Here is a 25,755-nt window from a genome sequence, read left to right on the forward strand (position 1 = left end):
TTCAGGTCCCGGAGCAGCCGTGCCTGGTAAGGGGAGGGTGTCGGGCGCGGCGGCGCTCGGGTCATGCCGTGCGCGCTCCGCGCCCCATCCCCCCGGCCCCGCAGCGGCATCCCTTCCAGTGCGTCGTGGCGGGCGTAGAACAGGGCGAGGGACCGTCTTCGCGGTAGCGGATTCCTCAGGCCGCCTGAGGGCCGGCGCGGAGCTCGCCCACGCCGGGAATTGCGGACACTCAGGCCGACAACTCTGCCCAGACCAGCTGGCCGGTGACCGTCGGCCGGGCACCCCAGGCGCTGCTCAGTGTGTCCACCAGCAACAGGCCGCGGCCCGTGCAGCTCTCGACGCGGACCGGGTGGGTACGGGAGCGGGGGTCGAAGCCCGGTCCGGAGTCCTCGACTTCCAGCCGTACCACCCGCGGGCCGGTACCGGGATTCCGCAGGGCCAGGGTGATCCGGGCCGGGGTGCCGCCGTGGCGCACGGCGTTGGTGGCCAGTTCGGTCGCGATCAGGGTGAGGTCGTCACTCAGTCCGTGCAGGTGCCATCCCGCGAGCCGGGCCGTGATCCAGGTACGCAGCAGGCGCGGGGCCCTGATGTCGGCGGCGAGCTCGTAGAGGTGGGAGCACGCGGTCACCCCGCAGGCGCGGAGGGCGGCTGGGGTGGTGGGGACGATGCGAGGCATGAGATCTCCTCGGCTTAAGGGGTTGAGGGAGCACGCCTGCGAGAGGCGGGCAGCAAGGGGCTGGGGCCGGGTCGGCCGTCAGGCCGGATCCGCCGTGGTGGTGACGGGGACCTCGCGCAGCGGGATCAGCTTGATCGGTTCCGCCAGGAGGTCGGCGAAGCGGGCCGCGAAGGCCTCGAAGTGGGGCGTGGCCATATGGAAGTCGAGGGCTTCCTGGTCGGCCCAGGTCTCACGTACGTAGAAGGTGCCGGGCTCCTCCAGCAGTTCGAACAGCGTGTAGTCGAAGCACCCCGTCTCGGCGCGGGACGGTTCGACCAATGCGGTCAGGGCGTCCTGCAGTGCTTCGCGCCGCGTCGGCTTCGCGCGCACGCGTGCGAGGGCGACGAGCGGGTGGGAACGGGGGGACATGGCCTTCTCCTTGGGTCGGACGGCGCCGGGCGGCGCGGTGGGTGGCATCTGCTCCGCCGGCTCAGAAGCCGGTGAGGGTGATCTTGCCGATGGCGCTGCCGGATTCCAGGATCCTGTGGGCCTCGCGCAGGTGGGCCGCGTTGACCGTGCCGAGGTGCGTGGTGGCGGTCGTCGCGAGGGCTCCGCGGTCCACGAGCCCGGCGACGCGGGTGAGGATGTGGTGCTGCCGTGCCCTGTCCGGGGTCTGGTACAGCGACCGGGTGAACATCAGTTCCCAGTGGAAGGAGATGCTCTTGGACTTCAGCAGCCCGATCTCCACGGGCCCGAAGTCGTCGATGGCAACGATCTCGCCGAAGGGCTTGAGCATGTCCGCGTAGGCGGCGAGGTTGCGGTCCGTGCCGGCCGTGCTGAAGACGTGGTCCAGGCCTCCTGGTGCGACCTCGGCCACCTGCGGCGGCAGTGGTCGGTGGTGGTCGACGGTGTGCGTGACGCCCATCCGGCGCGCGAACTCGACGCTCTCCGGTCGCGAGGCGGTTCCGATCACCGTCAGGTCGGTGAGGGCGCGTGCCAGCTGCACCACCATGGCCCCGACGCCGCCGGCGGCCGCGGTCACCAGCAGCGTGCCGGTCTCCCGCCCTGCTTCTCCCTCGCTGAGGCCGAGCCGTTCGAACAGGCCCTCCCAGGCGGTGAGGGAGGTCAGTGGCAGGGCCGCGGCGTCGGTGAAGGAAAGGGTGGCCGGCTTGGGCCCGACGATGCTCTCGTCGACGACGTGGTACTGGGCGTTGGTGCCGGGGCGGTCGATCGCGCCGGCGTAGTAGACCTCGTCGCCGACCGCGAACAGCTCGACCCGGTCGCCGACCGCGACGACGGTGCCGGCCGCGTCCCAGCCCAGCACCTTGAACCGGCCGCCCGGGTCGCTGGTGCGGCGCACCTTGTAGTCGACCGGGTTGACCGCAACGGCCTCCACCCGGACGAGAAGGTCGTGCGGGCCCGGCCGCGGCACGGACAGCTCGACGTCCACCAGGCTCTCTTCGTCCTCGACCGGCAGGTTCGTGCGGTAGGCGACCGCGCGCATCGTGTCGTTCGGCATCTCGTTCATCCTTCTTCTCCTCATGGTGGTCTTCTCCTCCGGGTCGGCCGCCCGGCGTCGGGTCAGTGCCGTCCGGCGACGGTGGCGACGGCCTGCTCGGCGACGTTGGCGGCGCTGGCCGGGTTCTGCCCGGTGATCAGCCGGCCGTCGGTGACGACCTGGTACTCCCAGGGGTCGGCGGTGACGACCTCGGCCCCGAGCCGCTCCAGCCGGGACTGCAGCAGGAAGGGAACGACGGAGTCCAGGCCCATGGCGCGCTCCTCGCTGTCCGTGAACGCCGCGATCTGCCGGTTCGCGATGAGCAGCGATCCGTCGGACAACTGCAGCGAGGTCAGCGCGGACGCCGCGTGGCAGACCGACGCCACCACGCCGCCCCGCTCGTACACGTGGGCGGCCGGCCTGGACAGCTGCGCGCTGCCGGGGAAGTAGTCCCACATCGTGCCGTGGCCACCGACGAAGTAGACGACGTCGTAGCCGGCAGGGTCGGTGTCGTGGACGGCGGGCGCGGAGTCCAGCTTCGCCTGGACGACCGGGTCGGCCGCCCACGCCGCGTGTCCGGGCCGGGAGGGGTCGCCGAACTCGTCCTCCGGGGGACGACCGCCACGCACGGTCGTGATGTCCGTCTGCCATCCCGCGACGGCGAAGACGCGCCATGCGTCGGCGGCCTCGGAGACCGTGTAGCCGGTGGCTCGGCCCGAGTCACCCAGCCGCGCATGGCTGGTGATCACCAGCAGGGCCCGGTGCCGGGGGGTGTTCGTGCTGCTCATCATGTCCTTCTTCCGATGGTCCCAGCTCCTGACCGGGGTCCGGGAGGGGTACCGACGGGGAGCCGGCGACCCGTTCAGGACGCTACCCCTGGAGGTGTAGTAACCTGCAAGGGAGACTACTTCCCAATGGGAAGTATCCAGGTGGAAGACGTATCGGAGAAGGAGTGAGGGCCATGGCCATGGGCTGCACGTCGGAGCGGCACGACCAGCACGACGTCTACGCGGCGCAGTGCCCGTGCCGCGAGGTGCTCGACCTCCTGGCCAACAAGTGGTCCGCGCTGGCCATCGGGGCCATGGGGGACGGGCCTCAGCGCTTCGGCGCCCTGGCGCGCCGACTCGAGGGCGTGAGCCCGAAGGTACTGACCAACACGCTGCGCCGCCTGGAGGAGAAGGGGTTCGTCGACCGCACCGTGTACCCGGCAGTGCCACTGCATGTCGAGTACGCACTCACGACCCTCGGCCACAGCGTGGCGGAACCCTTGGCGCAGCTGCGGAACTGGGTCGAGAACCACCTCGACGACATCCAGGGCCTCGAGACCGCCTCATCCAAGTGAGCATTTTGGCCCCGGCGGGGGTGTTTGAGAAACGGTCGGGGTAACTGGCGTGGGGGTATGCGCCGTGGCTCAGGCCCTGCGGTTGGAGTTCCACTCGTAGGTCGTGGGCCCCGTTCCCACGACTTCGCTCGGCCAGGTCTCTCGAACCTGGTCAAGTCGCTGGTGGTGATCCTGGATCCAGGTCTCCTGTGGTGCGATCCCCAGTGCGAGGCTCATGCGGTCGGGGTCCTGGACCATCAACGCCAACGTGCGGTTCTCGTGCATGAAGAAGTCGAGACTGAGCCCGCGGTCGCCACCGATGGTTGCGCCTTTGCCCGGTGCGAGCCGAGTCAGGTCGTGCTGCCAGGTGTCGAGGTCCTGTCGAAGTATGTAGAGCTCAAGTCTGGCATCGACAAAACTCGCGGAGACCAGGACATCGGCGTGCAGAATGTCGTGGCCCGCCGGCACTCCGGGCTGATAGCGGCCGGTCACGCGGACGACGCAGCGGTTGCCGTCCGCGTCTCCCAAATCGATCAGGTTCACGGGGGCTGGTTCAGTCACTGCTGGTCTCGCTCTCTTGTGAGTCATGGGCATGTCGTTCCACTGCCTCCAGAATGGTCACACCTACGACGAAGCCATCGCCTTCCCCGCAGCCCTCAACCGAACCTGTCACAGCGCCGGCTTGACGCCTATGCGCGTGGGACATCTTGTCGACCAGGACCGCAACCGGTGTCTTTCCACGAACTCGCCTCGGGCGCCGAGCTCGTCCAAGACCGGGCGGTGGCACCTGCCTGCCCCACACCCGGGCACGGCTCCACGGCGTGAACCGCCGGTTGCGCGGTCGGCTCGGACGGGCCAAAGAGGCCGTCGGCCGTTGGCGTCACGTACAGCCTGTTGTGGCCACGAATACGATGGACGCCAGTACCTGCCGGTCTCCGTACCGGCGTCGGCCACCACCCTGCGGCCGTACCGGAGCAGCCAGAACCACCCGCTGGAACAACTCCCCCAACCCGTCCGGCACCGGACGTTCCGTCATCGCCACCACGGCCATCACGGCCATCACGGCCATCAGCCCAGCGTTCAAGCCAGTTGAGACGATCGCTTCAGCGGGAGGCCGCGCCGAACACAGGAACACCGCCCGAGGCTCGGCTACGCACCGGCCGGGACACCCGGCACCCCACCCAGCACCTCCAGCCGCACCCGCGTCAACTCCAAAAAACGGGGGTCCAGACCCGGCAACACCCCCAGCACACCCACCAGCGCAGGCCCCACCTCGACCGCCGCAGCCCGGTCCTGAAGCTGCGTCCAGCAGTACAGGGCACCTGCCGCCGCGGCGTGCACCCCTGGAGCGGCCGCACCCTCACAAGTCAGCCGCGCCCGGCAAGCCCCGATCCACAACCCCGTGGCCAACCCGAAATCGCCCGCCATCCGCGCCAGATCAGCCCGGATCTCCACCCACTCCACCACCTGGAGGGAAGAAACTCCGAACACCCCCCGGACATGCTCCTCCCACGCCCGGGCAAGAGCCGCCGCCTCCCCATGACGACCCCCCGACGCCAACGCATGAATATGCGGCCGCGGATCCCCACCCGACACCCCACCCGCAAGCAAACCCACACCCGCCACCGCCACCGGCACCGGCACCGGCACCGGCACCGGCACCGGAGCGGACGTACCATCCGGCCCGTGCTCCCCCTCCCGGCGGCCCGCCCCCCACCCCAACGGCTCCCCCCGCTGCTCCCCCGGCAGCGACAGCCCGTGTAGATCCTCCTGCAGCAATTGCGGTGGTTGCTGCTGCGGTGCCGGTGACGGGGTGTGACGCATGCCCAGCTCGCGGGCCGTCGGCACCACCAACGCCCCCGGCGGCAACCCCGCAGCCCCCGCGGCCCACGCATGCAGCTGAACATCAGCCGGCCTCACCGGAGTCCGCCGCAACTGCTCGATCCACCCCCGCGTATAACCGCTCACGCCACCGCCACCCGCACCAGAACCCGGCGGACACACCACACCGAACACCCCAGCACCCGGCACAGGGGGCAAACTCCCGTACTCCTGCAGCAGCGGCCACGCCAGCCGGTCCGCAACAAGATCAACCACCACCGTCGTCAACCCCGCCGGCCGCCCCCGCAACTCACCACCCAGCCACTCCCACGGCAACGCCGTATACCTGACAGCCGACCCAGACGTCCCCGCCAATGCCACGTACAGACCACGACCCCGGCGATCCGCAGTCAACCGCCCCGACACATACACCACCAACGGACCCGGAGCCGCAGCAGCCACCCGCAAACGCGCCATCACCGTATTCGGATCCCCCACCCCGTCCAGACACACCATGTCCGCCGGAACCTCACTGCCCAACAACACCGAAACCGGCACCATCGACAACGCGGCAACATTCACACTCGGCGCCAAATGCACCACCCCACGGCGCACAGCAACACCCCCACCAACCAGCAGAACATGCCCCCGCTGCCGCCCCACCCCATCAACACCCATGAACAGACCGTACCCACCCCCCACCCCACCACCAACACCCCGCACCCGGCAGCCAGCACCGGTAACCCGGCGACCAGCAACAGCGGGCAGCCGCTACCCGACGGCACCCGACCGGCAACCGGCGTGACGTTGACGGGGACGCCCCAAATCGACTGCGGCGCACACTTCGCCACAGTGAAGGACGATCCGCGCGATCAAATCCTCACGAACATGAGCCCGTCACGAGGGCACGGGTGACGGCCCTCGGCGACCTGCAGAACAAGGCAACCGGCATCACCACCGGATCCCCGCACACGGCACCACACCGCAGCAACCCGGAACCCGGAACCCACACAGGAGACATGCCTCGAACCGGCGAACCACCGCAGACGCAGACAGGGCAGGCCGTTCACCGACCGCCTGGTCTACCCTCGGTCGGATGATCGAGCACGTAAACCAACTCGGCGCCGACGCCCCTCACACCGGCCCCGCCCCCACCGGCACAACCGCCGCCGTCTGGTCCATCAACACCGCCGCCCACACCATCGGCGGCCACCACGTCAACGACGCCCACACCATCCTCGACACCAACGAACGCGACAAGGCCGCACGCCTGCTCCGCCCCGGCGACCGCCACCGCTACGTCGCCTCACACCTCGCCCTCCACATCCTCATTGGCGCCTACCTCAACCTCCCCCCACACACCATCCCCTTCACCCGCGAAACCTGCCCCTGCTGCGGAGGCCCCCACGGCCGCCCCGCCCTCACCGGACACAACCTCCACTTCTCCCTCTCGCACAGCGGCGACCTCGCCTACCTCGCCCTCGCCGCCCACCCCGTCGGCATCGACATCGAACAAACACCCACCCCCACCGCCGTCAACGACATCCTCCACTCCCTCCACCCCACGGAAACCCAGGAACTCACCAACCTCCCACCCACACAACAACCCGAAGCCCTCGCCCGCATCTGGACCCGCAAAGAAGCCATCCTCAAAGCCACCGGCACCGGACTCGCCCAAGGCCTCACCCACCCCTACGTCGGCACCCACCCCACCCCACCCACCATCCCCGGCTGGATCCTCACCGACCTCCCGACCCCCCGCCACTACACCGCCGCCCTCGCCACCACCAGCCCCGACAACCGCCACGAGAAATAGCTGGGCTCCCACCACATGTGGCGCCCGAACCCGGGCTGTTCCAGAGCCGCAACCGCCCATACGGCCTGACAGAATGGGGACCATGAGCGATTCGCCCTTCGACGCCGTGCTCTGCGACTTCGACGGCGTCCTGCGCCTATGGGGTCCGGACGCAATGACCGCCCTTGACCGCAAGGCCGGAGTGGCCGACGGCACTCTCGCGGCCGCCGCATTTCGTCCCGGGCTCTTGGACGCAGCCGTCACCGGCCGAATCAGCGACGCACAGTGGCGCCAACGTGTCGCGGAAGACCTCGCCGAGGTCTGCGGATCGCCGGCCAGCGCCCAGGATCTCGTCAGCGGCTGGACAGCCTTGACGGGCCGCGTCGACACCGCCGTCCTGAAACTCCTGACCTCACTCCGCAGTCGGGTGCCGGTAGTTCTGGTATCCAACGCCACCACCCGACTCGAGGCCGACCTCACCACGCTCGGCCTGGCAGACGCGTTCGACGCGGTCGTCAACACCGCCCGCATCGGCGTCGCCAAACCCGATCACCGGGTCTTTCGCGCCGCCGCAGAAGCAGTGGGAACCGAACTCCACCGGTGTCTGTTCATCGACGACACCCCGGGCCACGTCACCGCCGCACAGACAGCCGGCCTGACCGGAATCCACTACCAGCACATCGATCAGATACGGACCGCCACTGCACCGCTCTGGGCAGGACCGGATCGGTGATGCCCCGGCAACTACGCTTCATCATCAGGAACTTCGCTTCCTGACCGCTCGCCGGGACCGAGGACGACGGACCCCCTGTTGAACGCCGCGTCGATCCGTCGGTCCCCGGCCCCCTGCTCCCCTCGTCGCCGGGCCGAAACCGGACCCGTCGCTGACATCCGTGACAAGAGTCCTGAAGGGCTCCGGGAGGCAGACCCCGTTCTCGGTCTCCCACGCTACGAGGGCTTCACCGCTGAGCGCAGGTTCGCCAGCACCTCAGCGCGCATACGGAACGCAGAAGGGCCACGACGGCCTCGGAAGCGCGCGGCCAACGCAGTTCCGGCAGGGCGCATGCCGGCCCACCTACGGCCCGCACAGCCCCACGGCCCCACGCTCACGCCAGCCCACACACCTAACCCCAACCGCCCCGCGCCCGCACGCGTCAGACCGGTCCTGCGCCCTCCCCCTCCAGCAGGAGCCGCTTCTGCGGCTTGCCCATCGCGTTGCGCGGGACCGCGGCGATGAAACGGACCTCCCGCGGACGCTTGTGCACCGACAGGTACGTGGCAACGAAATCGGTGAGCTCAGTGCCCGTGACCCCCTCGGCGACCACGAAGGCGACGATCCGCTGCCCCAGGTCGGCATCCGGGACACCGACCACCGCCGCCTCCCTCACCTGAGGATGGTCCAGGAGCGCGTTCTCGATCTCCCCCGCCCCGATCCGGTACCCGCCCGACTTGATCATGTCGGTCGAGGCCCGTCCCACGATCCGGTGCACACCGTCCCCGTCGACGGCCGCGATATCACCCGTACGGAACCAACCGTCCTCCGTATAGGCAGCCGCCGTCGCCTCCGGCCGGCCCAGATAGCCGGAGAACAGAGTCGGCCCGGTGAGCTGGAGTTCACCGATCTCTGCGCCCGGCTCCGCGGCGATGCGCGTGGTGATGCCCGCGAGCGGGGTACCGACCGTACCGGGGCGGACCTCACCGCCCGCCCGGCCGCTGACGGTGATCAGGCTCTCCGTCATCCCGTACCGCTCCACCGGCCGGTGCCCCGTCAACCGCTCCAGATCACGGAAGACCGGGGCGGGCAAGGCCGCACTCCCCGACACCAGCAGCCGGGCCCCCGCCAGAGCGGCCGCCGACTCCGGAGCCGCCGCGATACGCGACCACACCGTCGGCACGCCGAAGTACAGACTCCCCCCTGCCGCCGCGGCCTCGGCGTACGCCTCCGGCGTCGGCCGGCCCGTGTGCACCAGACGGCTTCCGGTACGCAAGGCCCCCAACACGCCCAGGACCAGCCCGTGGACGTGGAACAACGGCAGCCCGTGAACCAGCGTGTCCTGCGCACTCCACTCCCAGGCGTCGGCGAGCGCGTCGAGATCGGCGGTGATGGCAGCACCGCTGAGGACCACGCCCTTGGGAGCGCCCGTGGTCCCCGACGTGTAGAGAATCAACGCCGGATCACCCAACGCGGACCCCACCGCCGACACCGCGCGGCGGGCGGCGGGCACGCGACGGGTGAAGTCCACCTCGATGAGGCGGGCGCCGGAGTCACGCAGAATGTGTTCACGTTCCGCCGGGCCCGCGTCAGGAGGCAGCGGCACACACGGCACACCCGCAAGAAGCCCGCCGACCACCGCGGCAACCGTCTCCAGGGAAGCCGTCGCGGTCACCGCGAAGGCCGGCACCGATGCCTCGGCAAGATCGGCGGCCACGGCCTGGGCAGCGCCCAGAAGTTCCTCGTAGGAGGCACAACGGCCCGCGACCGTAACAGCATCCGCGCGGTCCCCGAAAACACCGGTCAGGGCGGTCAACATGACAGCGACTCCGTTCAACAGCGGGCACAAACGACCTGGCCAGCCTATGCCGCCGAGGCCATGGCGGCGTTCGCGCCGGCCTCACGTCCTACCCGCCGGAGTACGGCTCGGCGCCTGGACGAGTTCGTACCGGAAATCGGGCCGAGCCGGATCGCGACACGGGGAGTGGTCGACCGTAGCGGGGTGTCGCCATGCACGAACAAGAGCGCCGTACCTCGGGCGGGTATCCGGCCTGGACAAGGCCTCGATGCGCTGGTTCGGCGCCGTGGCCGCGAGACCTGGCTGCGTCCCGGACCGTTGGGCGGCAGACCGGTACCACGCCGTTGCGCGGCTTCTGCGGATCACCGGGTTTTCCGGTGCCGGGCTCCGGGCACCCGCCGGTTGGGAGGGGATTCCACGCACAGGAAGGACCTGCCATGGAAGACCAAGGAGGCGCCGGCGGCGCCCCGCTTCACGACCACGACGACGAGCAACGACGGCGCAGGACACCCCACGTCACACGGCGCCCCGCGACCTCTCCGAAGGACGAACCGACGGTACGAGCGGCGGACACGGACGAGGCCAGCCGCTTGGACCGGCCGGGCGAGGGCGACCAGCCCCCACACGAAAAGAGCTGATCAAGACCCCCGCGGAGAGCGTGACCGAAAAGGCCGGCGCCGGCATGCCGCAGACAGGCTGCCGGCTGAGGGGAGCGAGTGCGCCCCCGCCCCGCGGCGGCGTGGCCCGTCGGTCGCAGTGGGGGCTCTGCGGCCGACGGGCGTGCTCCCGGCCCCGGCGTCCCGGCTACGCGGCGCCCGTCATGCGGGCGAACACCACGACGTTGCTGTCGTAGTAGTGCTTCTTGGGGTCGAAGCTGCCGCCACAGGTGACCAGGCGAAGGCCGGCGTGGTCGAGGTTCTTGTAGACCTCCAGCGTGGGGAACTCGGCCTTCGGGTACTCGGTCACCCGCTCCACCGTGAACGTGACCGTCTTGCCGTCCCGCCGGGTCACCTTGATGGTGTCACCGCCCTTCATCGTCTTCAGCTTCTCGAACACGGCGGATGCTCCGTTCCACGTGACGTGCCCCGCGATCACGGCCGGTCCCTGGGAGCCGGGGGTCGGCCCCGGCTCGTACCAGCCTGCGAGCGCGGGGTCCTTCGGGGTCTGCATGGTGCCGTCCGGGTTCTGCCGCAGCGTCTCCAGGGAGCTGGACACGTTGAGGGAGGGGATGGTGATCTTCTGCGGCTCGGACCGGGCCAGGGCGGGCCCGCCCGCGCCCGTGCCCGTACCGCTCTGCGATCCGTCTGCGGGTGACGCGGGGTCCCCGGCGGCGGGCGCCTTTCCTGTCGGGGCGGGGGCGCCCGCGGCGGCCGGTGCCCCGCCCTGGAGCTGCTCTGAGGCGGGGGGCTTCGCCGCGTTCTGGCCGCCGCACCCGGCGAGGAGGAGCGCGGCAAGGGCTGCGGCCGCCAGAGGGCCTGCGGTGCGACGGTGGCGCCGCGGTGTCGAGGGGGCGGTTGTGTGGAGCGCGGGGGCGGGCTTCACGCGCCGCCTCCGGTGCTCTCCCTGCGGACGGGGACGGCAACAGCCCGCTTGCGCCCGATGGCCACCGCACCGGCCACCACCGCGAGCACGGTGATCGCCACACCGTCGCGCACCGTCACCGGAACGGCCGTACCCTGCGGCTCGCCGCCTCCGGTCTCGATGCCGCCGACGGGAATGGACCCCACGGCCGCGCCCTTGACCTCTCCGCAGTTGGTCGGGGCCGTGGCCTCCTGGGGCAGCTTCGGGTCGAGCTCGCTCTTGCCGGCCCCCTCGAAGTCGTACTTCTTGTTCTTGTTGCGGTCGATGCCGTGCTGGACGACGTGCAGGTCCTTGATGTGGTCGACCACGTCCTGGCCGACGGTGATCGTCCGCTTGTAGGCGATCTTCCCCTCCTTGTCGGCGACGGGCATGCGGTCCACGGCGAGACCGCTGGTGGCCTTGGTGTCGCCGGCCGTGGTGAGCGAGATGTTGATGTCGCCGTAGTCGTGCGTGGCCTCGGTGTTGCTGAGGACCCCGTCGCCGTCGGTGTCGTCGGTGGCATCCGGGCAGTGGAAGTCGTGCCCCTTCGTCGAGCCGTGCAGATGCTGGGCCGACGGCTGTCCGGGCACCATGCCCTCGGACTGGATTTGTACGGTGAGTTGGTTGCCCTTGAGGCCGAGCATGACCGTGCCGCGGGAGCCCGATTGGTTCAGCTGCGCCAGGTCGATCTGGTATGCCTTTCCACCCTCCGCGAGAGCTGGTCCGGAAAGGCCGAGGGTCAGGAACACGGCGGCGGGTGTGGCGGCGAGAACCACGAGGCGACCGGCTCGCTTGACTATCACATTCGCTCCTGTTCCTTGGATCCCCAGGACGGGAATCGCAGATCGTACGGGATGAAAAGGAGGCCCCTGGAGAGGCTCTCGCTCCTCCTTCGGCGCCCCAACGCCTGCGGATTGGTGTCTATGTGAAAAATTTCAGGCGACTGTCGAGAGGGCTGCGACCGACGGCCGTCCGCCGCGACAGTCATCCGGATGTGTGACGGCGCGTGGGTAATCCCATCAAAATGGGCAACCTCGCAGAGCCCTTCGGCGACGGCTGCATTCCCAAACGCGGCGCACTTCGGACCGCGGTCACGCGGCAACGAGATCATCGCGTGGTGCGGGATGCGACCTCACGGGAGATCGAAGAATGCCGCACCACAGCGACTTTGCCCAGATCGGGGCGGCTCCGCCGAACGGGAGGTCTCCCGTTCGGCGGATTCGCCGTCGTGCGACCGAGTCCCGCATGTGGCGGACGTACGTTCGGGTGTTGCCCACCCGGAATCCGACCACGCGAAGGTCGGCAGGCCGCCGGCGGAGCTCTATATGGACTTCACACGGAATTCGATGGAGAGTTCGACGCGGAGTTCGACGAACAGACCTCGCCGCCGAATACACAGGCGGAGGTCAGGGAATGCCGGCTCCTCTCCGTATCCGGACCCTGCAGAGAAGGCGTCGCGGTGCTTCCGCCCTCGACCGGATGGCCGACGTCACGACCCGACAGCCGCCCATCGATACGTACACCGGGATAAACATCACAGACCCCGGCTTGGCCGCCGACATCAGGTGAAGGAGTCGGGGCTCGGACTCTTCGGAAGTAATCTGAGCGCAACCACAACGAGTCTGCCGCATCCACGCACGCACACCACCGCCTTCGGGATCAATGTGATCGCCGACGGGGGCATCACCCCCGTCGCCGGTTCCGGTTCGGTCCCGACCTTTGTAGTCGTCCTGGAGGCGAGCGGGCGAATAGTTGGCCTCTGATGCTAAGAAATGCGGCTGCGAGCGCAGCGTGCGTCCGGAACAGCGCCGTTGAGGGTGAGTGCGTCGAGTGCACGGAGTTCGGTTTCGGACCCGGTGCCGGGTCGTGTTGGAGAACCGGTGCATGGCCTCGGCCGCGCCGATGACCTGCTGGTGCGGCTCCCGGCCCTGCTCCCGGCGGGCTGTCCCGCAGCCTTCCGCGGATGATCCCGCCGCCGGGCCACTCGCCCACTGGACAATACTGACTGTATGTACAGTGCTCAGAAAGGGGCGGGGCGCCGGGCGTTGAACACCATCCGGAAGGATCTGTTCACGTGGGCCCCGCAGCCGGTGCCGCCCATGCGCGGACCACGACTGCTGCGATGGCTGCCTCAGCTTGCCGTAACGGCGCTGGCGGTCTTTGCTGCGAGCTCGGGCACCGAGGACAGCGCGGTGCGGCCCGTCGGGATGGCGCACGCGGCGCTGCTCGTGGTGGCGCTGCGATGGCCGCTGCCGGCGTTCTGGGTCTCACTGGTGACCTTGCCGGCGCTCTCCCTCCACCCGCCCTTCGGCCCGTACCAGGGATGGGCCTGGGCGGTGCACGCGGGGCTGCTGTTCCTGATTGCGCTGTACAACCGGCCGCGGGTGATGGTCGAGACCGTGTTGCTGAGCACCGTGCTGCTGCTGGGGCTGCAACTGTTCGACAGCGAGAACATGCCCCGGCGGTTCATCGTGATCATGCTCGGGCTGTTCGCTCTCGTCATGGCCGCCGCAACCGCCGTACGCAGGACCAGGGAGGTCCGCGCCCGGTTCGCGGAGCAGGAATCGGCCCTCGCGCGGGAGCAGGCGCATCGCACCCTCCTGGAGGAACGCGCCCGGATAGCACGCGAGTTGCACGACGTGGTCGCCCACCACATGTCCGTCATCTCCATCCAGGCCGATGCCGCTCCGTACCGCGTCGCCGACCCGCCCCAGGAGTTGGTCACGGCGCTGGCCGCCATCCGCGCAGGCGCCCTGGAGGGGCTGACCGAGCTGCGCCACCTTCTCGGCGTGCTGCGTTCCGAGAGCGACCCGGCCGGCGATGCGCCCCGAGCGCCGCAGCCCACTCTGGAACGGCTCGACCACCTGCTCGCCACGGTGCGTACGGCCGGGCTCGAGGTGACGGCGGTGACTTCGGGGGATCGCCGCCGGCTGCCCGAAGGCGTGGAACTGTCGGCCTACCGGATCGTGCAGGAGGCACTCAGCAACACCCTGCGCCACTCCCCCCGGGCCACGGCCCGTGTCGAACTCACCTACACTCCCATGGCCCTTCAGCTGCGGATCCTCAACGGCCCCGGGCACCGAGCCGCCCCGAACTCGCCCGGAGCCGGTCACGGCGTCCTGGGCATGCACGAACGCGCCGTGATGCTCGGTGGAGAACTCTGCGCGGGCCCCACACCCGACGGCGGCTACGAGGTCAGTGCCCTGCTGCCGGTGCCCGCCGCCGCAACGCCCCGGACAGACAAGGAACGCCCCGCATGACGATCCGAGTGATGATCGCCGATGACCAGGCGATGGTCCGAGACGCGTTCTCGGTGCTCCTCGACGCCCATCCCGACATCGAAGTGATCACGACGGCCGCCGATGGGCTGGAGGCCGTCTCCAAGGCCGGCGAGCTACGCCCCGACGTGATCGTCATGGACATCCGGATGCCCGGACTGAACGGGATCGACGCCACCCGCCGGATCACCGAGCAGACCGGTCTGCCCACCAAGATCCTGGTCCTCACCACCTTCAACCTCGACGAATACGTTTACGCAGCTCTGCGTGCCGGTGCCAGCGGGTTCCTCCTCAAGGACGCCTCCGGAGTCCAGCTGGCCGAAGCGGTACGTGTCGTGTCCGCGGGAGATGCTCTGCTGTCTCCCGAGATCACCAAACGGCTCATCACGGAGTTCTCCCGTCTGAGCCCCTCGGCGAAGCCACCCGCCCAGGCGCGGGTGGAGGGACTCACCCGTCGCGAGACCGAGGTGCTGACGCTCGTCGCCCAGGGGCTGTCGAATGCGGAGATCGCCCGGGAGCTCGTCGTCGCCGAACAGACGATCAAGACACACATGGGCAGCATTCTGCAGAAGCTCGAGCTGCGCGATCGTACCCAGGCAGCCGTCTTCGCCTACGAGACGGGCCTGGTCAGCCCCGGCCGCACACACCTGTGACGTGCGGCCGGCGCTCAAGCTGGTGTGGTGGTGGTCCAGGGCGGCCGGTGTCTCGTGACCCCCTACCTGAGAGCTACTTCGAGAAATGGCTCCGCAGCGGGAGGCCGGACCACGGGACTGGTTCTTACCTTGGTGAGGTGAGTTCGCTCTCGGAGTTCCCGAGGTTGTCGCGGCTCCCAACCCGTCCCGCAGTCGGCCGAGTTCGGTCCACGCACTACCGCAGGAGCGCACGCCATGACCACTCTCAGAAGTCGCACCGGATCGGCTGGCGGGCCCTTGCGGATCCTGCGAGTCGTCGCCGCTGTCCTGGCCTCGTCCCTGGCGTTCCTCACCGGCGCCATCGTGCTCGGTGCGTACTTTCCGGCCCTCCCCAAGGCGGGGGTGATCGGGCCGGTTCTGGGAGGTCAGTACCCCTTCCACATAGCCCTGCTCGCGCTCGTGGCGACTGCCCTGGCCGTGGCGGCCTGGCGTGCCGGAATGGTCCGTTGGGGCCGCACCGTCACCGCCATCACGTCGGTGTGCACCGTGGCGGCCCTGACCATCGGTGCGGTCCAGTTCCGGTCCGCGCGCCATGCCGGCGCGGAGGCCTCGCTCGGGCAGGCATTCACCGAGCTGGCGTATCCCGCGGCGGAGCCGGACAGGACCGAGACGTATGCGAGCCCCGAGGGCGAGCCGCTCCAGACGGACGTGTATCTCCCCGAGAAGACCTCGGGCGAGCTGACGCCCGCGGTCGTGCTCGCCCACGCCGGTGGCTTCCACACCTTCGACAAGAGCGATCTGCGCGGCACCGGGCGCTGGCTGGCCGACCACGGTGTCGCCGTCTTCGCCGTCGACTACCGCCTGGCCGGTCCCGCGAGGGCCACCTGGGACAAGGCCCCGCAGGACCTGGTCGCAGCGCTGCGCTGGGTGCAGGGTCACGCCGACGAGTACCGCGTCGACCCGTCCCGGATCGCCATGGGCGGCATGTCGGCCGGCGGGACCCTGGCGATGAACACCGCCTACCGCCTGCAGAACGGCACCATCACGGCCGCCGACGGGGCCGCCCCCGTACCCCCGGCCGCCGTCGTCGGCTTCTATCCCGGCACCGATGTCACGCAGATGTGGCAGGAGAACACAGCCGGAACCCGCGAGGCGGCGGAAATGTTCATCGGGGGAACGCCGCAGCAGTACCCGGACCGCTACCGCGAGGTCTCCCCGGCGCACGACGTGCGCGAGGGCCTGCAGCGCACGCTGCTGGTGGTCGGGGACCGCGACCGCAGCGCCCGCCCTGAGAGCATCGCCTCCTTCGGTGACGCACTCGAGAAGCACGGTGTCGACACCGAGGTCAGGCAACTGCCCTTCGCAGAGCATGCCTTCGACGATGCGTACGGCAGTCTCACCTCACAGACCAGCCGCCAGATCCTGCTCGACTTCCTCACCGCGGACCGGCGATGACCGGGAACTCGCTCTCCGGCCCCGGACTCGCCAGAGCTCGCGGGGGTCTCGGACGAGCCTGGTGGGGGCCGCCCTCAGGCCCCGTAGCGCATGCGCCCCAAGGCCGTCATCGGCCGGTCGTGCGCGGCGATCGGAGCGGGCAGGCACGTGGAGCCGGTCAGGTAGCGGTCCACGGCGGCGGCCGCCGCCCGGCCCTCGGCGATGGCCCACACCACCAGCGACTGGCCCCGGCCCGCGTCGCCCGCGACGAACACTCCCGGCGCCCGGCCGCCGCCCGCCGCGAAGCCGGCGTCGCGCGCGAAATTGCCCCGCTCGTCGAGCTCCAGCCCCAGCTGGTCCCCCAGGCCGCCGGCCCGCTCGGGGCCCGAGAAGCCGAGGGCCAGCAGGACCAGGCCCACCGGTATGACGTGCTCGGTACCGGGCACGGGGCTGCGGGCCACCGGTTCGACGGAGGTCAGGCGCAGCGCCCGCACCCGGCCCGAGGCGTCCCCCTCGAAGCGCAGGGTGGCGCGACCGAACAGCCGGGGGTCGCGGCCCTCACGCCCACGGGCCTCCTCGTGGGCGTGGGAGATCCGGTACGTCCTCGGGTACACCGGCCAGGGCTCGCCGTCGGTCCGGGCCGCACCGGGCTCGGGATTGATGTCGAGCTGGAGCACGGAGATCGCGCCCTGCCGAAGGGCCGTGCCGAGGCAGTCGGATCCGGTGTCCCCGCCGCCCACGATGACCACGTGTCTGCCTTCGGCGGTGACGGGCGATACGGCGTAGTCGCCCTCCCGCACCCGGTTGGCGCAGGTCAGGTAGTCCATGGCTTGGTGGATGCCGTGCAGCGAACGGCCCGGGACCGGCAGTTCCCGGCGCTCTCCGGCCCCGATCGCGACGACAAGTGCGTCGCACCCGCTCCGCAGCTCATCCGCTCCGGCGCCGGTCGCGCCGCCGATGTCCGCACCCGTGACGAACACCGTGCCCTCGGCCTGCATCTGCTCGATGCGGCGGGCCAGGTGCACCTTCTCCATTTTGAACTCGGGGATGCCGTAGCGCAGCAGTCCGCCGAGCCGGTCGGCCCGCTCGTGGACCGTGACGCGATGCCCGGCCCGGGTCAGCTGCTGCGCTGCGGCCAGCCCGGCCGGACCGGAGCCTATGACGGCCACCGTCCGTCCGCTGCGTCTCTCCGGCGGCCTGGGTGTCAGGTAGCCGAGCCGCAGACCCTCGTCCGCGATCACCTGCTCGACGTTCTTGATGGTGACCGGGTCCGCATTGATCGCGAGGACACAGGCGTCCTCACAGGGGGCCGGGCAGAGCCTGCCCGTGACCTCGGGGAAGTTGTTGGTCGCGTGGAGCCGCTCGTACGCCGCACGCCAGTCACCGTGGGCGGCGAACGCGTTCCACTCGGGTATGAGATTTCCCAGGGGGCAGCCGGTATGGCAGAACGGAATGCCGCAGTCCATGCAGCGATCGGCCTGCCGGGAGACGAGCGGCAGCAGCACCTGGCCCTCGTGGACCTCGTGCCAGTCGCCGAGCCTCTCCTCGACGGGACGGGCCGGAAGGGCCTCGCGGGGGATCCTGAGGAAGCCGAACGGATCGGTCACGCGCCGCCTCCCTGGATCGTCGCGGCCGGGTAGGTACGCGTCGCGCGCACCCTGTCTCCGGTACGCGCGTTCTGTGGCGGTTCGGCCAGATTACGCCGCCTCTGCGGCAGCGCACAGGGCAACTCGGTTCGGTAACCGGAGGAGTACGGAAGGTGACCCCTATGTGAGCGGGCCGTTCGCCCGGGCTCCGGCCCCGGCCGACCGGGTCCGGGACCCGGAACGGCCGTGCTGCGGCTCGGTCACCCGCACGCTCAGGCGCGCTCGTACTCGTATGGCAGGCGGCAGACGTACATCTCGTCGGTGCCCACCGACACCGTCCGGTACAACCGCTCACCTCGCAGCGCGACGATGTCGGTGATCTTGGTATCGCCGTCGTCCAGCCGCAGCAGGACGTCGTCATCCTCGGAGTACGGCTCCGCCGGGGATGCGTGGAGCAGGAGGTGGTTCCCGGCCGGGGTGGTGACGATCCGGCCGTCGAACGGTGCGGCCTTGGATTCGAGGACCCCCTCCTCGCAGAACCACTCCACCGCCGCGGCGCCGGCCTCGGTGAAGGTGAGATCGGCACCGATCTCCAGTGTCAGCCCTGCCACGCGTTCGAAGGCCGGTTCCCTGTCGAGCGTCTCACCCGCCAGCCACTTGCTCAGCAAGAGCTCAAAGTCCATACGGGCGCCGCCGATGACTGCGTCCGTGCCGGACCCGTCCGTGCACTCGTACGCCACGCCGGGGTGGTGCGAGACCGCTGCGAGCAGCTTCCACCGTCCTGCAAATGCCGTCATGCCGTTTGTCCCTCCGTCTCTGCCGTTCACCGGGAGACCCAAGATGGGCGCAGGCTCCGACAGGAACGGGCGGGCGCCCGGAGGGAGTGGGCGCCCTGACCTCGTCCTCGTCGTGGTGGTCGTGGTGGTCGTGGTGGGGGGCGTGGTCTAGTTGAACGGTTCCAGCGTCATGAAGGCCTCTTGCGGGTTGCCGTCGTGCACCAGCGACTCGTGGGCTCCCACGTCGTCGAAGGCGAAGCCGTACGCCTTACCGTCGGCCATCTGTCCGTGGACGATGCGGGAGTAGTGGTTGGTGACGGCGTCACGGTAGAAGTCGATACCGTTCGCGTCCGGTTGGCTGGGGTTGGTCAGGAGCGTCGACCGGTTGAAGCCCGCACACAGGGTGCGGGAGATCGGGCCGCGGACCAGGTCGTTGGGTGCGTCCAGGAGCTTGTAGCAGCCGAAGATGCTGTCGGAATCCGGCTTCTGGAAGCTGGTGACCGCCGCTCCTGAGCCGTTGGTGAAGGTCATGACGTTGCCCGAGACCCGGCCGTAGTACTTGGTGTTCGGCTGGTTCACGAACGGCGTCACGGTGAGCGTGGAGGAGCTGTACTTGTTCCAGACCCGGTTGACGTAGTCGTTCATGACGCCGGCCGGGATTCCACCCGCCTCGATGCCGTGGCCGGGCGAGAGCGCGCGCAGCGGCGTACCGTCGGGCCGGTTCTGGATCAATCCGCCCCAGCCGGCCGAACGCAGCTGGCTGAAGACGGCGTTGTAGCCGCCCGGCTTGAGCCGACCCGTGGTTCTGACCGTGCCGTCGGCCGCCTTCACGCCCACCGCGTACGGGGCCGAGAACATGTCGACCTGGGTGCTGTTGATCCACAGACCGGCATCGTTGAGCGTGTACTCGGACCAGTTGAACAGGATGTTGCGGTTGGGGTCGGAGGGGTTCTGCACGGCAGGCTGCACCAGGCCGCCGGTCGTGAGCTTGAAGACGATCTTCTGGCCGATGGAGAAGTAGACGCGTCCGGAGAACTTGGGCATCCGGATCGTCTTGGTCTGCCCGCTGGCCGGGCCCGTGATCGATGCGTCGGGCGCGGGGGTGGGGGGATTTCCGCCCACTGGCCAGGGGTGGAACGAGCCGTTGGCGTCGGCCCAGCCCTGCTGGCCGGTCGCCAGCAGGGTGCCCAGGTTGTAGACGTACACCGGCTCACTGCGTCCGGAGCTGTTCTTGATCGTGAGCGGGATGGTGGCGGGTACGGCCTCCGCGGACGTCGACGGGCCGAAAACCATCAGGCCGGCGGCGACGACCATCGCCGTGACCCCGGACGCAAGGACTTTCGCTAAGCGGAGCACATTCTTCCTCCTTGTGGGGGATGCACCTGACCGTGGGGGGAGGTGCGGCGCCCTCATGCCATTCATTGATGACTGAGAGCGCTCTCAGCCTCGGGCTGTGTTCAACTTCTGTCAATGGAACGGACGCAGCCCGGACTTCGACGAAGACCGGGCTGCGGGCAGGGCCAGAAGGTGGGCCGGCGGGCGTTTCGGCACATACCGCAGGGTGATAAGCCTTCCTAGGGTGCGCTTGTGTCAACGGGGGGCGTCATGCGGTACGACCTGTCCCATCGCCTGGTCGTAGGGATCGCCTCGAGCGCCCTGTTCGACCTGACCGACTGCGACGCGGTGTACCGCGAGCAAGGAGAGGATGCCTACCGGTCCCATCAGGAGGCTCATCTGGACGATGTTCTGACCAAAGGGGTGGCCTTCCCCTTCATCAGACGCCTGTTGTCGTTGAACGATCTCTCGGACCGTTCCGATCCCCTGGTCGAGGTCATCATCCTCTCGCGCAACGACCCGGACACCGGCCTGCGCGTCATGCGTTCCATCAAGGCTCACGACCTGCCGATCAGTCGGGCGGTCTTCCGGCAGGGCCTTCCCTCCTACCGGTTCATGCCTGCACTGAACATGTCGCTGTTTCTGTCGGCCAACGGACGGGACGTCCGTGATGCAGTGGCAGCCGGCCTGCCGGCGGGGCACGTACTCAGAACGGCACGAATCGACGACGAGACCGACCCGGAACTCCGCATGGCCTTCGACTTCGACGGAGTGGTGGCGAGCGACACCGCCGAGCGGATCTATCAGAGCGGCGGTATCGACGAGTTCCGTGCGTACGAAGTCCGCAATGCCACCGCTCCCCACGATCCAGGGCCCCTACGCGACTTCCTCGGCGGCATCAACCGCGTCCAGCGCCTTGAGGACGAGCAGCGCCACCGGGATCCCGCGTACCGGCACCGCCTTCGCGTATCCCTGGTCACCGCGCGGGATGCCCCCTCACATGAGCGCGCCCTGGTGAGTCTCAAGGCGTGGGGGCTCCGGGTCAACGACGCTTTCTTCCTCGGCGGTATCGACAAGGCCGCGGTCATGAAGGCCCTCGACCCGCACATCTTCTTCGACGACCAAGTGGCCCATCTGAACGGCACCGCACAGGGCACGCCCAGCGTTCACATACCCTTCGGAGTGGTCAACACATCCCCTCCCGCGACTGCCTGACTCCGCCTTGCCAGGACATCTCATGCTCGACGCCCATGAGTTTCAGAGCATGATGAGCAGCCGCGTCTTCGCCTTGAGCTTTCGGTTCACCGAACGACTCTGCACGTACACCTCCAACTTGGGGTTGTGCCCCGCCTTCACGGAGACGGTCCCCTGGACGCCCGTGCCGAACAGGAGACTGCGCGCCGCGTCGCCCTGGTACGCGCGGTCCGTGTCCTTCTCGACCACGATGACCTCCTTGTAGGGCTGCACCTGCACCCGCGTGCCCAGCTGGTAGTAGCACGAACCGCGTTCGTACGTCACGCCGGGATGCGAATCGACGAAGGATCGGATCTCCACCTCCGCGTCGACCTTCAGGAGCCGGTACTTGTCGGCCGGGACCGGTTCGAGGTTCGCCCGCACGTCGTCGACCGAGATGTCCTGGCCGACCGCGAACAGGTTCTTCGTGCCGCGCACGCCCTTCTCGCGGCCTCGGAGGAAGCTGGTGGCCGCAGCGCGCACGGTACCGATGGCCTCCTCGACGCCCTCCTGGGAATCCGCATCCCATATGGCGATGTTTCCCGCCGGGAACCCGTAGTTCTGGGCGGTTCGCTTCGCCAGGGAGTTGGGGACGAGGATCGCAGAGGTCCAGTGGCCCGGAAGCGCACCCATCTTCGCCGCGATCTTGTCGAGCCAGGGGCCGAGGATGGTCATGTCCCCGTCGTGCCGCCGGTCGCCGCCGGAGGCGTTCTCCTCGCCGTCCGTCACCACGATCTGGAGGAAACTGTGTTCGCCGTACGCCTCCCAGATGTGGCCCAGGTCGTCCAGTGACTTCAGAGAGGCTTCGATGAGGGCGGTAGCGCCATTGTTGACCCTGTACAGACCGCGCATGGACGGCAGATGCTTCACGTCCATGTCCCAGACCAGATTCTCCACCTTGTGGTCGAAGGAGTAGAGGCTGATCCGGGTCTCATGACCGAGACTGTCCGACTCGGCCTTCAAGCCGGCGACGAACTCGTCGACGACGCGGATGAGTTGGCTCTGGTGCTGATGCATGGAACCTGAACAGTCCACGACCAGCGCGACGTGATTCACCTTGTGCTGGATCCTGTTGGCGGTCATGCTTCTGCTCCTTCTCCGAGGCTCCCCGAGTGATGTATTCACACTATGGGGAGCCACTGACAACGGAGCACGGAGCTTGACGGGCCATCACATCGCCGCGAGGGCGCACCACGGTCAGGGGCGGTCGAGGCCCCAGGTCTGGAGCACGTAGGGCCGGCCCTTCTCCTCGCCCTTGATCAACGGCACGTCGAGGAGCCGGAATCCGGCGCGGGTGGCCACACCGACACTGGAGGCGTTCTCGGCCTCCAGCTCCAGGATCACCTGGTCCACGCCGAGCTGCTCGAAGGCGTACGCGGCCATCACGCGCACCGCTCGGGCGGCCAGCCCCTGGCCCCGGTGCGCCGGGCCGATCGCATAGCCGAGTTCCGTACCCTCGGGAGCGCGCTTGAGCATGACCTCGCCGAGCGGGGCGCCGCCGTCGACCGTGATGGCGAGCAGGAGCGCCGTACCCTCCGTGCGCAGCTGCCGGGCCCGGTCCAGGCGGGTGCGGGCGGCCTCGTCGTCGAAGGGGGAGACGATCGGCGTCCAGTACGCGATGTCGGGGTGGTCGAACAGCCCGGGCATCGCGGCGAGGTCCGCCTCCGTCCAGTGGCGCAGGACCAGGCCCTCCCCCGTCAGCTCGGTCCGGTCGGGAAAGGACGGCGTGGTGCTGCTCATGCGGGGGGACCTCCGTGGCGGGTACGGGACGAGGCAGGATATCCGGGCGCGACCATCGGCTCATCGGATTATCCGGGCGGTCGTCCCGCAGTCCGGCGACCGTCCGCGAACCGCAAACGGCTTCGGCAGTCTCGAGCAGTGGCGCGGCCTGGCCACCGGGCGCGAGGAGCCCGCGAGCATCCACATCCGGACCGGACCGCGACCCGAATCATCCGTGATGGCGGACCGTTGCCCTCTCGAAGGCTTCGCGCATCCCGGGTGGGATGCGCCCGCCGTCGTCCGGGAAGCTCCAGCCGCTGCCGGTGGCCCATGCCCGGCGGCCGGGGGGAGACCACCGGCGTTCGACCGCGAGACCCCCCAAACAGCGGAACACCGTCGAGCGGTGCATCGACCGCCTGAAGCAGTGGCGCGGCATTGCTACCCGTTGAGAGAAGACCGCGACCGTCTACCCGGCCGGACTCCGCACCGCAGCCATCTTCCTCTGGTCCGCGCACTGCCCCCGGGGAAGCTGCCCGGTGTCAGCTGCGGTCTCGGGTCAGAGGATCTCGCCGGTGCAGGACCCGTGGGCTCCGCAGGCGTAGCAGGTGTACTCCATGCATCCGGTGCACAGGCCTATGTTCTCCAGGCGGTACAGATCCCCGCAGCTGCCGCACGCCGCCCGCTCCCGCAGCATCGCGTCCCAGCTGTCGCGGCCCCCGATGGCGTCGAAGGAGGCCGCGACGAACTCCGCCCATGCGATGTCGTGGTCCGTCCAGTACTTGAGGTGCCAGGAGTACACCGCGTAGAACGCCTTGCCGGTCAGGAGGTGGTCGGTCCCGCGCCCGTCCCGGGTCCACAACCGGACGAGTTCACTGATCCGCTCCTCGATCGGCAGTCCGCAGTCGAGGGCCACGTGGTTGCTGTTCACTGCGGCATTATGGGCCCGGCACGCGTTCGATCCGCCCGGCGCAGGCGGGATCCGGCCGAGCTCGGCCGAGTCCTGGGGCGGCGGCCCGCTTGCCCGCGCGCACTCGATCGACCGGATCCCTGCCGTCTGTGCGCAGTGCGCCGGCGCCCTCAGCGGGAGACGTCGGGCGGGGTGGTCGCGGCGCGGCGGAATGCGGCGTTGATCCGCTGGGCCTCTTCGAGCTGGTCCTCGAGGATGACGATGCGGCAGGCGGCTTCGACCGGCGTGCCCTGATCGACGAGTTCCCTGGCGCGGGCTGCGATCCGCAGCTGGTAGCGGGAGTACCGGCGGTGTCCGCCCGCAGAGCGCAAGGGTGTGATCAGACGGGCCTCGCCGATGGCGCGCAGGAAGCCGGGGGTCGTGCCGAGGAGTTCGGCAGCCCGGCCCATCGTGTAGGCGGGGTAGTCATCGTCGTCCAGCCGGCCGCCGAGCGAGTCATCCGCTGTCATCTGCACCTCTTCTTGGGAACGCGTCGAAGGGCCTTGGTGCCGTACGGCACCAAGGCCCTGAAGGGAATTCAACACCATCTGTCGGCCTCAGTGCTGCGCCGACCTTCTGTTTCCGCAGTCGCGCCCTGGAGACGGACGGGAGTGCGGGGATCGCGAATGCCTGACCGGGGACCACCTGCCGTTCGGGGGTCGTGCGGTACCCGGGCCGTGTGCCGCCTGCCCGGGCGATCCTGATGGCGTCTGCTTCCTCCCTTCCTTCGATCTTGGCTACGAGAGAAATCGTAGGCACGTCAGAGCCAGATGTCTATGACGACCGGCATAGATTTTCTTTGTTCGATGGGGTGAGGCTTTTTTTCGAACGACAGGGTGACGCGACACAGCAGTGAGGGCCCGACCGGCATGTGCCGGTCGGGCCCTCACTGTCTGTGCTGGTGGTCAGCGGTATGCGGTCAGACGGAAACCGATACGGGCGCGGGCTCGGGCGCGCCGAGCATCGCCGAGGCCCGCTGGAAAGGCGTGAGGCCGGCCGTGGGCGCGGCGGGAGCCTGCGGGAGGCTGCGGCAGGTGAAGCCGAGCTGGGTCATGGCCCGTACGACCTCCCCGGCGCTGAAGTCGCGGCGGTCCTGGCGGGTGATGACCTGGCCGACCTGCTTGACCGGATAGTGCCGGCGTCCGATGATCACGGACTCACCGTCGACGGGCTCGGGCTTGACGCCCTTCATCGACTCCAGCACTCCGCTCTTGGTCAGGTCGAAGGGGAATCGGGCGATGACGCAGCGCATGATGCCTCACAAGGACAAGAGGAAGAGGAAGGGGTTCTTCACGCCGCGGCGTCGGCGCTGGACTGCCGTACGGGCCGGCGGCGGGCCGCCCCCGCCGCCGGGCGGCGCCGGTTACGCGACGCGGAGCCGCTGCGCTCGCGCCGCTCGGCCGCCGGGGCGGTGATGACGACCGGGATCCCGGAGGGGGCCTGGGCGCCCGTGATGCGGCTCAGGGCCTCTTCGCCCGAGCGGACCTGGGTGGTCTGCGGCACGATCCCGGCAGCCTGCATGAGACGGGTCATGTCGCGGCGCTGGTTGGGCGTGACCAGCGTGACGACGCTGCCGGACTCACCGGCGCGGGCGGTGCGGCCGCCGCGGTGGAGGTAGTCCTTGTGGTCGGTGGGCGGGTCCACGTTGACGACGAG

Annotated in this window: 24 protein-coding genes and 3 pseudogenes; 8 read left to right on the top strand and 19 right to left on the bottom strand. The window is 69.3% G+C overall.

What is annotated here, in order from left to right; genetic code table 11:
- Positions 1–229: 229 nt before the first annotated feature.
- The 4 genes from ACGFZK_RS36510 to ACGFZK_RS36525 all read right to left on the bottom strand — a co-directional run bounded on the left by ACGFZK_RS36510 (position 230) and on the right by ACGFZK_RS36525 (position 2,941).
- Positions 230–676: an ATP-binding protein gene (locus ACGFZK_RS36510; protein ID WP_393853138.1), complete on the bottom strand. Its 447-nt coding sequence runs from the start codon at positions 674–676 to the stop codon at positions 230–232.
- 78 nt (positions 677–754) lie between these two features.
- Complete coding sequence (locus tag ACGFZK_RS36515) at positions 755–1,084, bottom strand: putative quinol monooxygenase (RefSeq protein WP_393853139.1); 330 nt, start codon at positions 1,082–1,084, stop codon at positions 755–757.
- Between the two features lie 61 nt (positions 1,085–1,145).
- Positions 1,146–2,183: a zinc-binding alcohol dehydrogenase family protein gene (locus ACGFZK_RS36520; protein ID WP_393853140.1), complete on the bottom strand. Its 1,038-nt coding sequence runs from the start codon at positions 2,181–2,183 to the stop codon at positions 1,146–1,148.
- Between the two features lie 53 nt (positions 2,184–2,236).
- Positions 2,237–2,941, bottom strand: coding sequence for a type 1 glutamine amidotransferase domain-containing protein (locus ACGFZK_RS36525; RefSeq protein ID WP_393853141.1), 705 nt, complete (start codon positions 2,939–2,941; stop codon positions 2,237–2,239).
- A gap of 173 nt (positions 2,942–3,114) precedes the next feature.
- On the opposite strand from ACGFZK_RS36525, the gene ACGFZK_RS36530 reads away from it, so the two are divergent.
- Complete coding sequence (locus tag ACGFZK_RS36530; RefSeq protein ID WP_393853142.1) at positions 3,115–3,495, top strand: winged helix-turn-helix transcriptional regulator; 381 nt, start codon at positions 3,115–3,117, stop codon at positions 3,493–3,495.
- 69 nt (positions 3,496–3,564) lie between these two features.
- On the opposite strand, the gene ACGFZK_RS36535 is transcribed toward ACGFZK_RS36530, so the two are convergent.
- The 3 genes and pseudogenes from ACGFZK_RS36535 to ACGFZK_RS36545 all read right to left on the bottom strand — a co-directional run bounded on the left by ACGFZK_RS36535 (position 3,565) and on the right by ACGFZK_RS36545 (position 5,973).
- Positions 3,565–4,017, bottom strand: coding sequence for a DUF5959 family protein (locus tag ACGFZK_RS36535; RefSeq protein WP_393853143.1), 453 nt, complete (start codon positions 4,015–4,017; stop codon positions 3,565–3,567).
- A 201-nt stretch (positions 4,018–4,218) separates the two neighbouring features.
- A pseudogene (locus tag ACGFZK_RS36540) lies at positions 4,219–4,525 on the bottom strand (transposase); the annotation flags it as partial.
- A 98-nt stretch (positions 4,526–4,623) separates the two neighbouring features.
- Positions 4,624–5,973 carry a hypothetical protein gene (locus ACGFZK_RS36545; protein WP_393853144.1) on the bottom strand — a complete coding sequence of 450 codons (1,350 nt, stop codon included), beginning with the start codon at positions 5,971–5,973 and terminating at the stop codon, positions 4,624–4,626.
- A 418-nt stretch (positions 5,974–6,391) separates the two neighbouring features.
- Between ACGFZK_RS36545 and ACGFZK_RS36550 the strand changes: the two genes are divergently transcribed.
- Both ACGFZK_RS36550 and ACGFZK_RS36555 read left to right on the top strand, forming a co-directional pair.
- Positions 6,392–7,111 carry a 4'-phosphopantetheinyl transferase family protein gene (locus ACGFZK_RS36550; RefSeq protein WP_393853145.1) on the top strand — a complete coding sequence of 240 codons (720 nt, stop codon included), beginning with the start codon at positions 6,392–6,394 and terminating at the stop codon, positions 7,109–7,111.
- A gap of 82 nt (positions 7,112–7,193) precedes the next feature.
- Positions 7,194–7,823 carry an HAD family hydrolase gene (locus ACGFZK_RS36555; protein ID WP_393853146.1) on the top strand — a complete coding sequence of 210 codons (630 nt, stop codon included), beginning with the start codon at positions 7,194–7,196 and terminating at the stop codon, positions 7,821–7,823.
- Between the two features lie 421 nt (positions 7,824–8,244).
- Here ACGFZK_RS36555 and ACGFZK_RS36560 read toward each other — a convergent pair whose 3' ends face one another.
- The 3 genes from ACGFZK_RS36560 to ACGFZK_RS36570 form a co-directional block, all read right to left on the bottom strand.
- Entirely contained in the window at positions 8,245–9,621 is a 1,377-nt protein-coding gene (locus tag ACGFZK_RS36560) for an AMP-binding protein (protein WP_393853147.1), read from the bottom strand.
- A 783-nt stretch (positions 9,622–10,404) separates the two neighbouring features.
- Positions 10,405–11,142: a class F sortase gene (locus ACGFZK_RS36565; protein WP_393853148.1), complete on the bottom strand. Its 738-nt coding sequence runs from the start codon at positions 11,140–11,142 to the stop codon at positions 10,405–10,407.
- Positions 11,139–11,963, bottom strand: coding sequence for a hypothetical protein (locus tag ACGFZK_RS36570; RefSeq protein WP_393853149.1), 825 nt, complete (start codon positions 11,961–11,963; stop codon positions 11,139–11,141). The genes ACGFZK_RS36565 and ACGFZK_RS36570 overlap by 4 nt, the downstream gene beginning before the upstream one ends.
- 1,296 nt (positions 11,964–13,259) lie before the next feature.
- Between ACGFZK_RS36570 and ACGFZK_RS36575 the strand changes: the two genes are divergently transcribed.
- From ACGFZK_RS36575 to ACGFZK_RS36585, 3 genes are all read left to right on the top strand, one after another.
- On the top strand, positions 13,260–14,420 hold the full coding sequence (locus ACGFZK_RS36575; protein ID WP_393853150.1) for a sensor histidine kinase: 1,161 nt from the start codon (positions 13,260–13,262) through the stop codon (positions 14,418–14,420).
- Positions 14,417–15,091, top strand: coding sequence for a response regulator (locus ACGFZK_RS36580; RefSeq protein WP_393853151.1), 675 nt, complete (start codon positions 14,417–14,419; stop codon positions 15,089–15,091). Before ACGFZK_RS36575 ends, ACGFZK_RS36580 begins: the two co-directional genes overlap by 4 nt.
- Before the next feature lie 234 nt (positions 15,092–15,325).
- Positions 15,326–16,525: an alpha/beta hydrolase gene (locus tag ACGFZK_RS36585; RefSeq protein ID WP_393853152.1), complete on the top strand. Its 1,200-nt coding sequence runs from the start codon at positions 15,326–15,328 to the stop codon at positions 16,523–16,525.
- Positions 16,526–16,599: 74 nt separating this feature from the next.
- Here ACGFZK_RS36585 and ACGFZK_RS36590 read toward each other — a convergent pair whose 3' ends face one another.
- The 3 genes from ACGFZK_RS36590 to ACGFZK_RS36600 form a co-directional block, all read right to left on the bottom strand.
- Positions 16,600–18,111 (bottom strand): glutamate synthase subunit beta, encoded by a 1,512-nt coding sequence (locus tag ACGFZK_RS36590; protein ID WP_393853153.1) that lies wholly within the window; start codon positions 18,109–18,111, stop codon positions 16,600–16,602.
- A 251-nt stretch (positions 18,112–18,362) separates the two neighbouring features.
- A complete protein-coding gene (locus ACGFZK_RS36595; RefSeq protein ID WP_393853154.1) occupies positions 18,363–18,887 on the bottom strand; it encodes a hypothetical protein in 525 nt (174 codons plus the stop codon).
- 147 nt (positions 18,888–19,034) lie between these two features.
- Positions 19,035–20,180, bottom strand: a complete 1,146-nt coding sequence (locus ACGFZK_RS36600) for a glycoside hydrolase family 64 protein (RefSeq protein WP_393853162.1) — start codon at positions 20,178–20,180, stop codon at positions 19,035–19,037.
- A 291-nt stretch (positions 20,181–20,471) separates the two neighbouring features.
- On the opposite strand from ACGFZK_RS36600, the gene ACGFZK_RS36605 reads away from it, so the two are divergent.
- Positions 20,472–21,416, top strand: a complete 945-nt coding sequence (locus tag ACGFZK_RS36605; protein ID WP_393853155.1) for a 5'-nucleotidase — start codon at positions 20,472–20,474, stop codon at positions 21,414–21,416.
- A 42-nt stretch (positions 21,417–21,458) separates the two neighbouring features.
- Here the strand turns inward: ACGFZK_RS36605 and ACGFZK_RS36610 are convergent, their stop codons facing one another.
- Both ACGFZK_RS36610 and ACGFZK_RS36615 read right to left on the bottom strand, forming a co-directional pair.
- Positions 21,459–22,517, bottom strand: coding sequence for a VWA domain-containing protein (locus ACGFZK_RS36610; RefSeq protein WP_393853156.1), 1,059 nt, complete (start codon positions 22,515–22,517; stop codon positions 21,459–21,461).
- 114 nt (positions 22,518–22,631) lie between these two features.
- Positions 22,632–23,174: a GNAT family N-acetyltransferase gene (locus tag ACGFZK_RS36615; protein ID WP_393853157.1), complete on the bottom strand. Its 543-nt coding sequence runs from the start codon at positions 23,172–23,174 to the stop codon at positions 22,632–22,634.
- A gap of 316 nt (positions 23,175–23,490) precedes the next feature.
- On the opposite strand from ACGFZK_RS36615, the pseudogene ACGFZK_RS36620 reads away from it, so the two are divergent.
- Positions 23,491–23,755, top strand: a pseudogene (locus ACGFZK_RS36620) (hypothetical protein); the annotation flags it as partial.
- On the opposite strand, the gene ACGFZK_RS36625 reads toward ACGFZK_RS36620, so the two are convergent.
- From ACGFZK_RS36625 to ACGFZK_RS36640, 4 genes and pseudogenes are all read right to left on the bottom strand, one after another.
- Positions 23,710–24,081 carry a hypothetical protein gene (locus tag ACGFZK_RS36625; RefSeq protein ID WP_393853158.1) on the bottom strand — a complete coding sequence of 124 codons (372 nt, stop codon included), beginning with the start codon at positions 24,079–24,081 and terminating at the stop codon, positions 23,710–23,712. The pseudogene ACGFZK_RS36620 and the gene ACGFZK_RS36625 sit on opposite strands and share 46 nt — an antisense overlap.
- A gap of 149 nt (positions 24,082–24,230) precedes the next feature.
- Positions 24,231–24,569: a MerR family transcriptional regulator gene (locus tag ACGFZK_RS36630; RefSeq protein ID WP_393853159.1), complete on the bottom strand. Its 339-nt coding sequence runs from the start codon at positions 24,567–24,569 to the stop codon at positions 24,231–24,233.
- A gap of 449 nt (positions 24,570–25,018) precedes the next feature.
- Complete coding sequence (locus ACGFZK_RS36635; RefSeq protein ID WP_393853160.1) at positions 25,019–25,351, bottom strand: SCO5918 family protein; 333 nt, start codon at positions 25,349–25,351, stop codon at positions 25,019–25,021.
- Positions 25,352–25,389: 38 nt separating this feature from the next.
- A pseudogene (locus ACGFZK_RS36640) lies at positions 25,390–25,755 on the bottom strand (ATP-dependent helicase); the annotation flags it as partial.

The sequence above is a fragment of the Streptomyces sp. NPDC048257 genome (assembly GCF_043201855.1).
Lineage (GTDB): Bacteria > Actinomycetota > Actinomycetes > Streptomycetales > Streptomycetaceae > Streptomyces.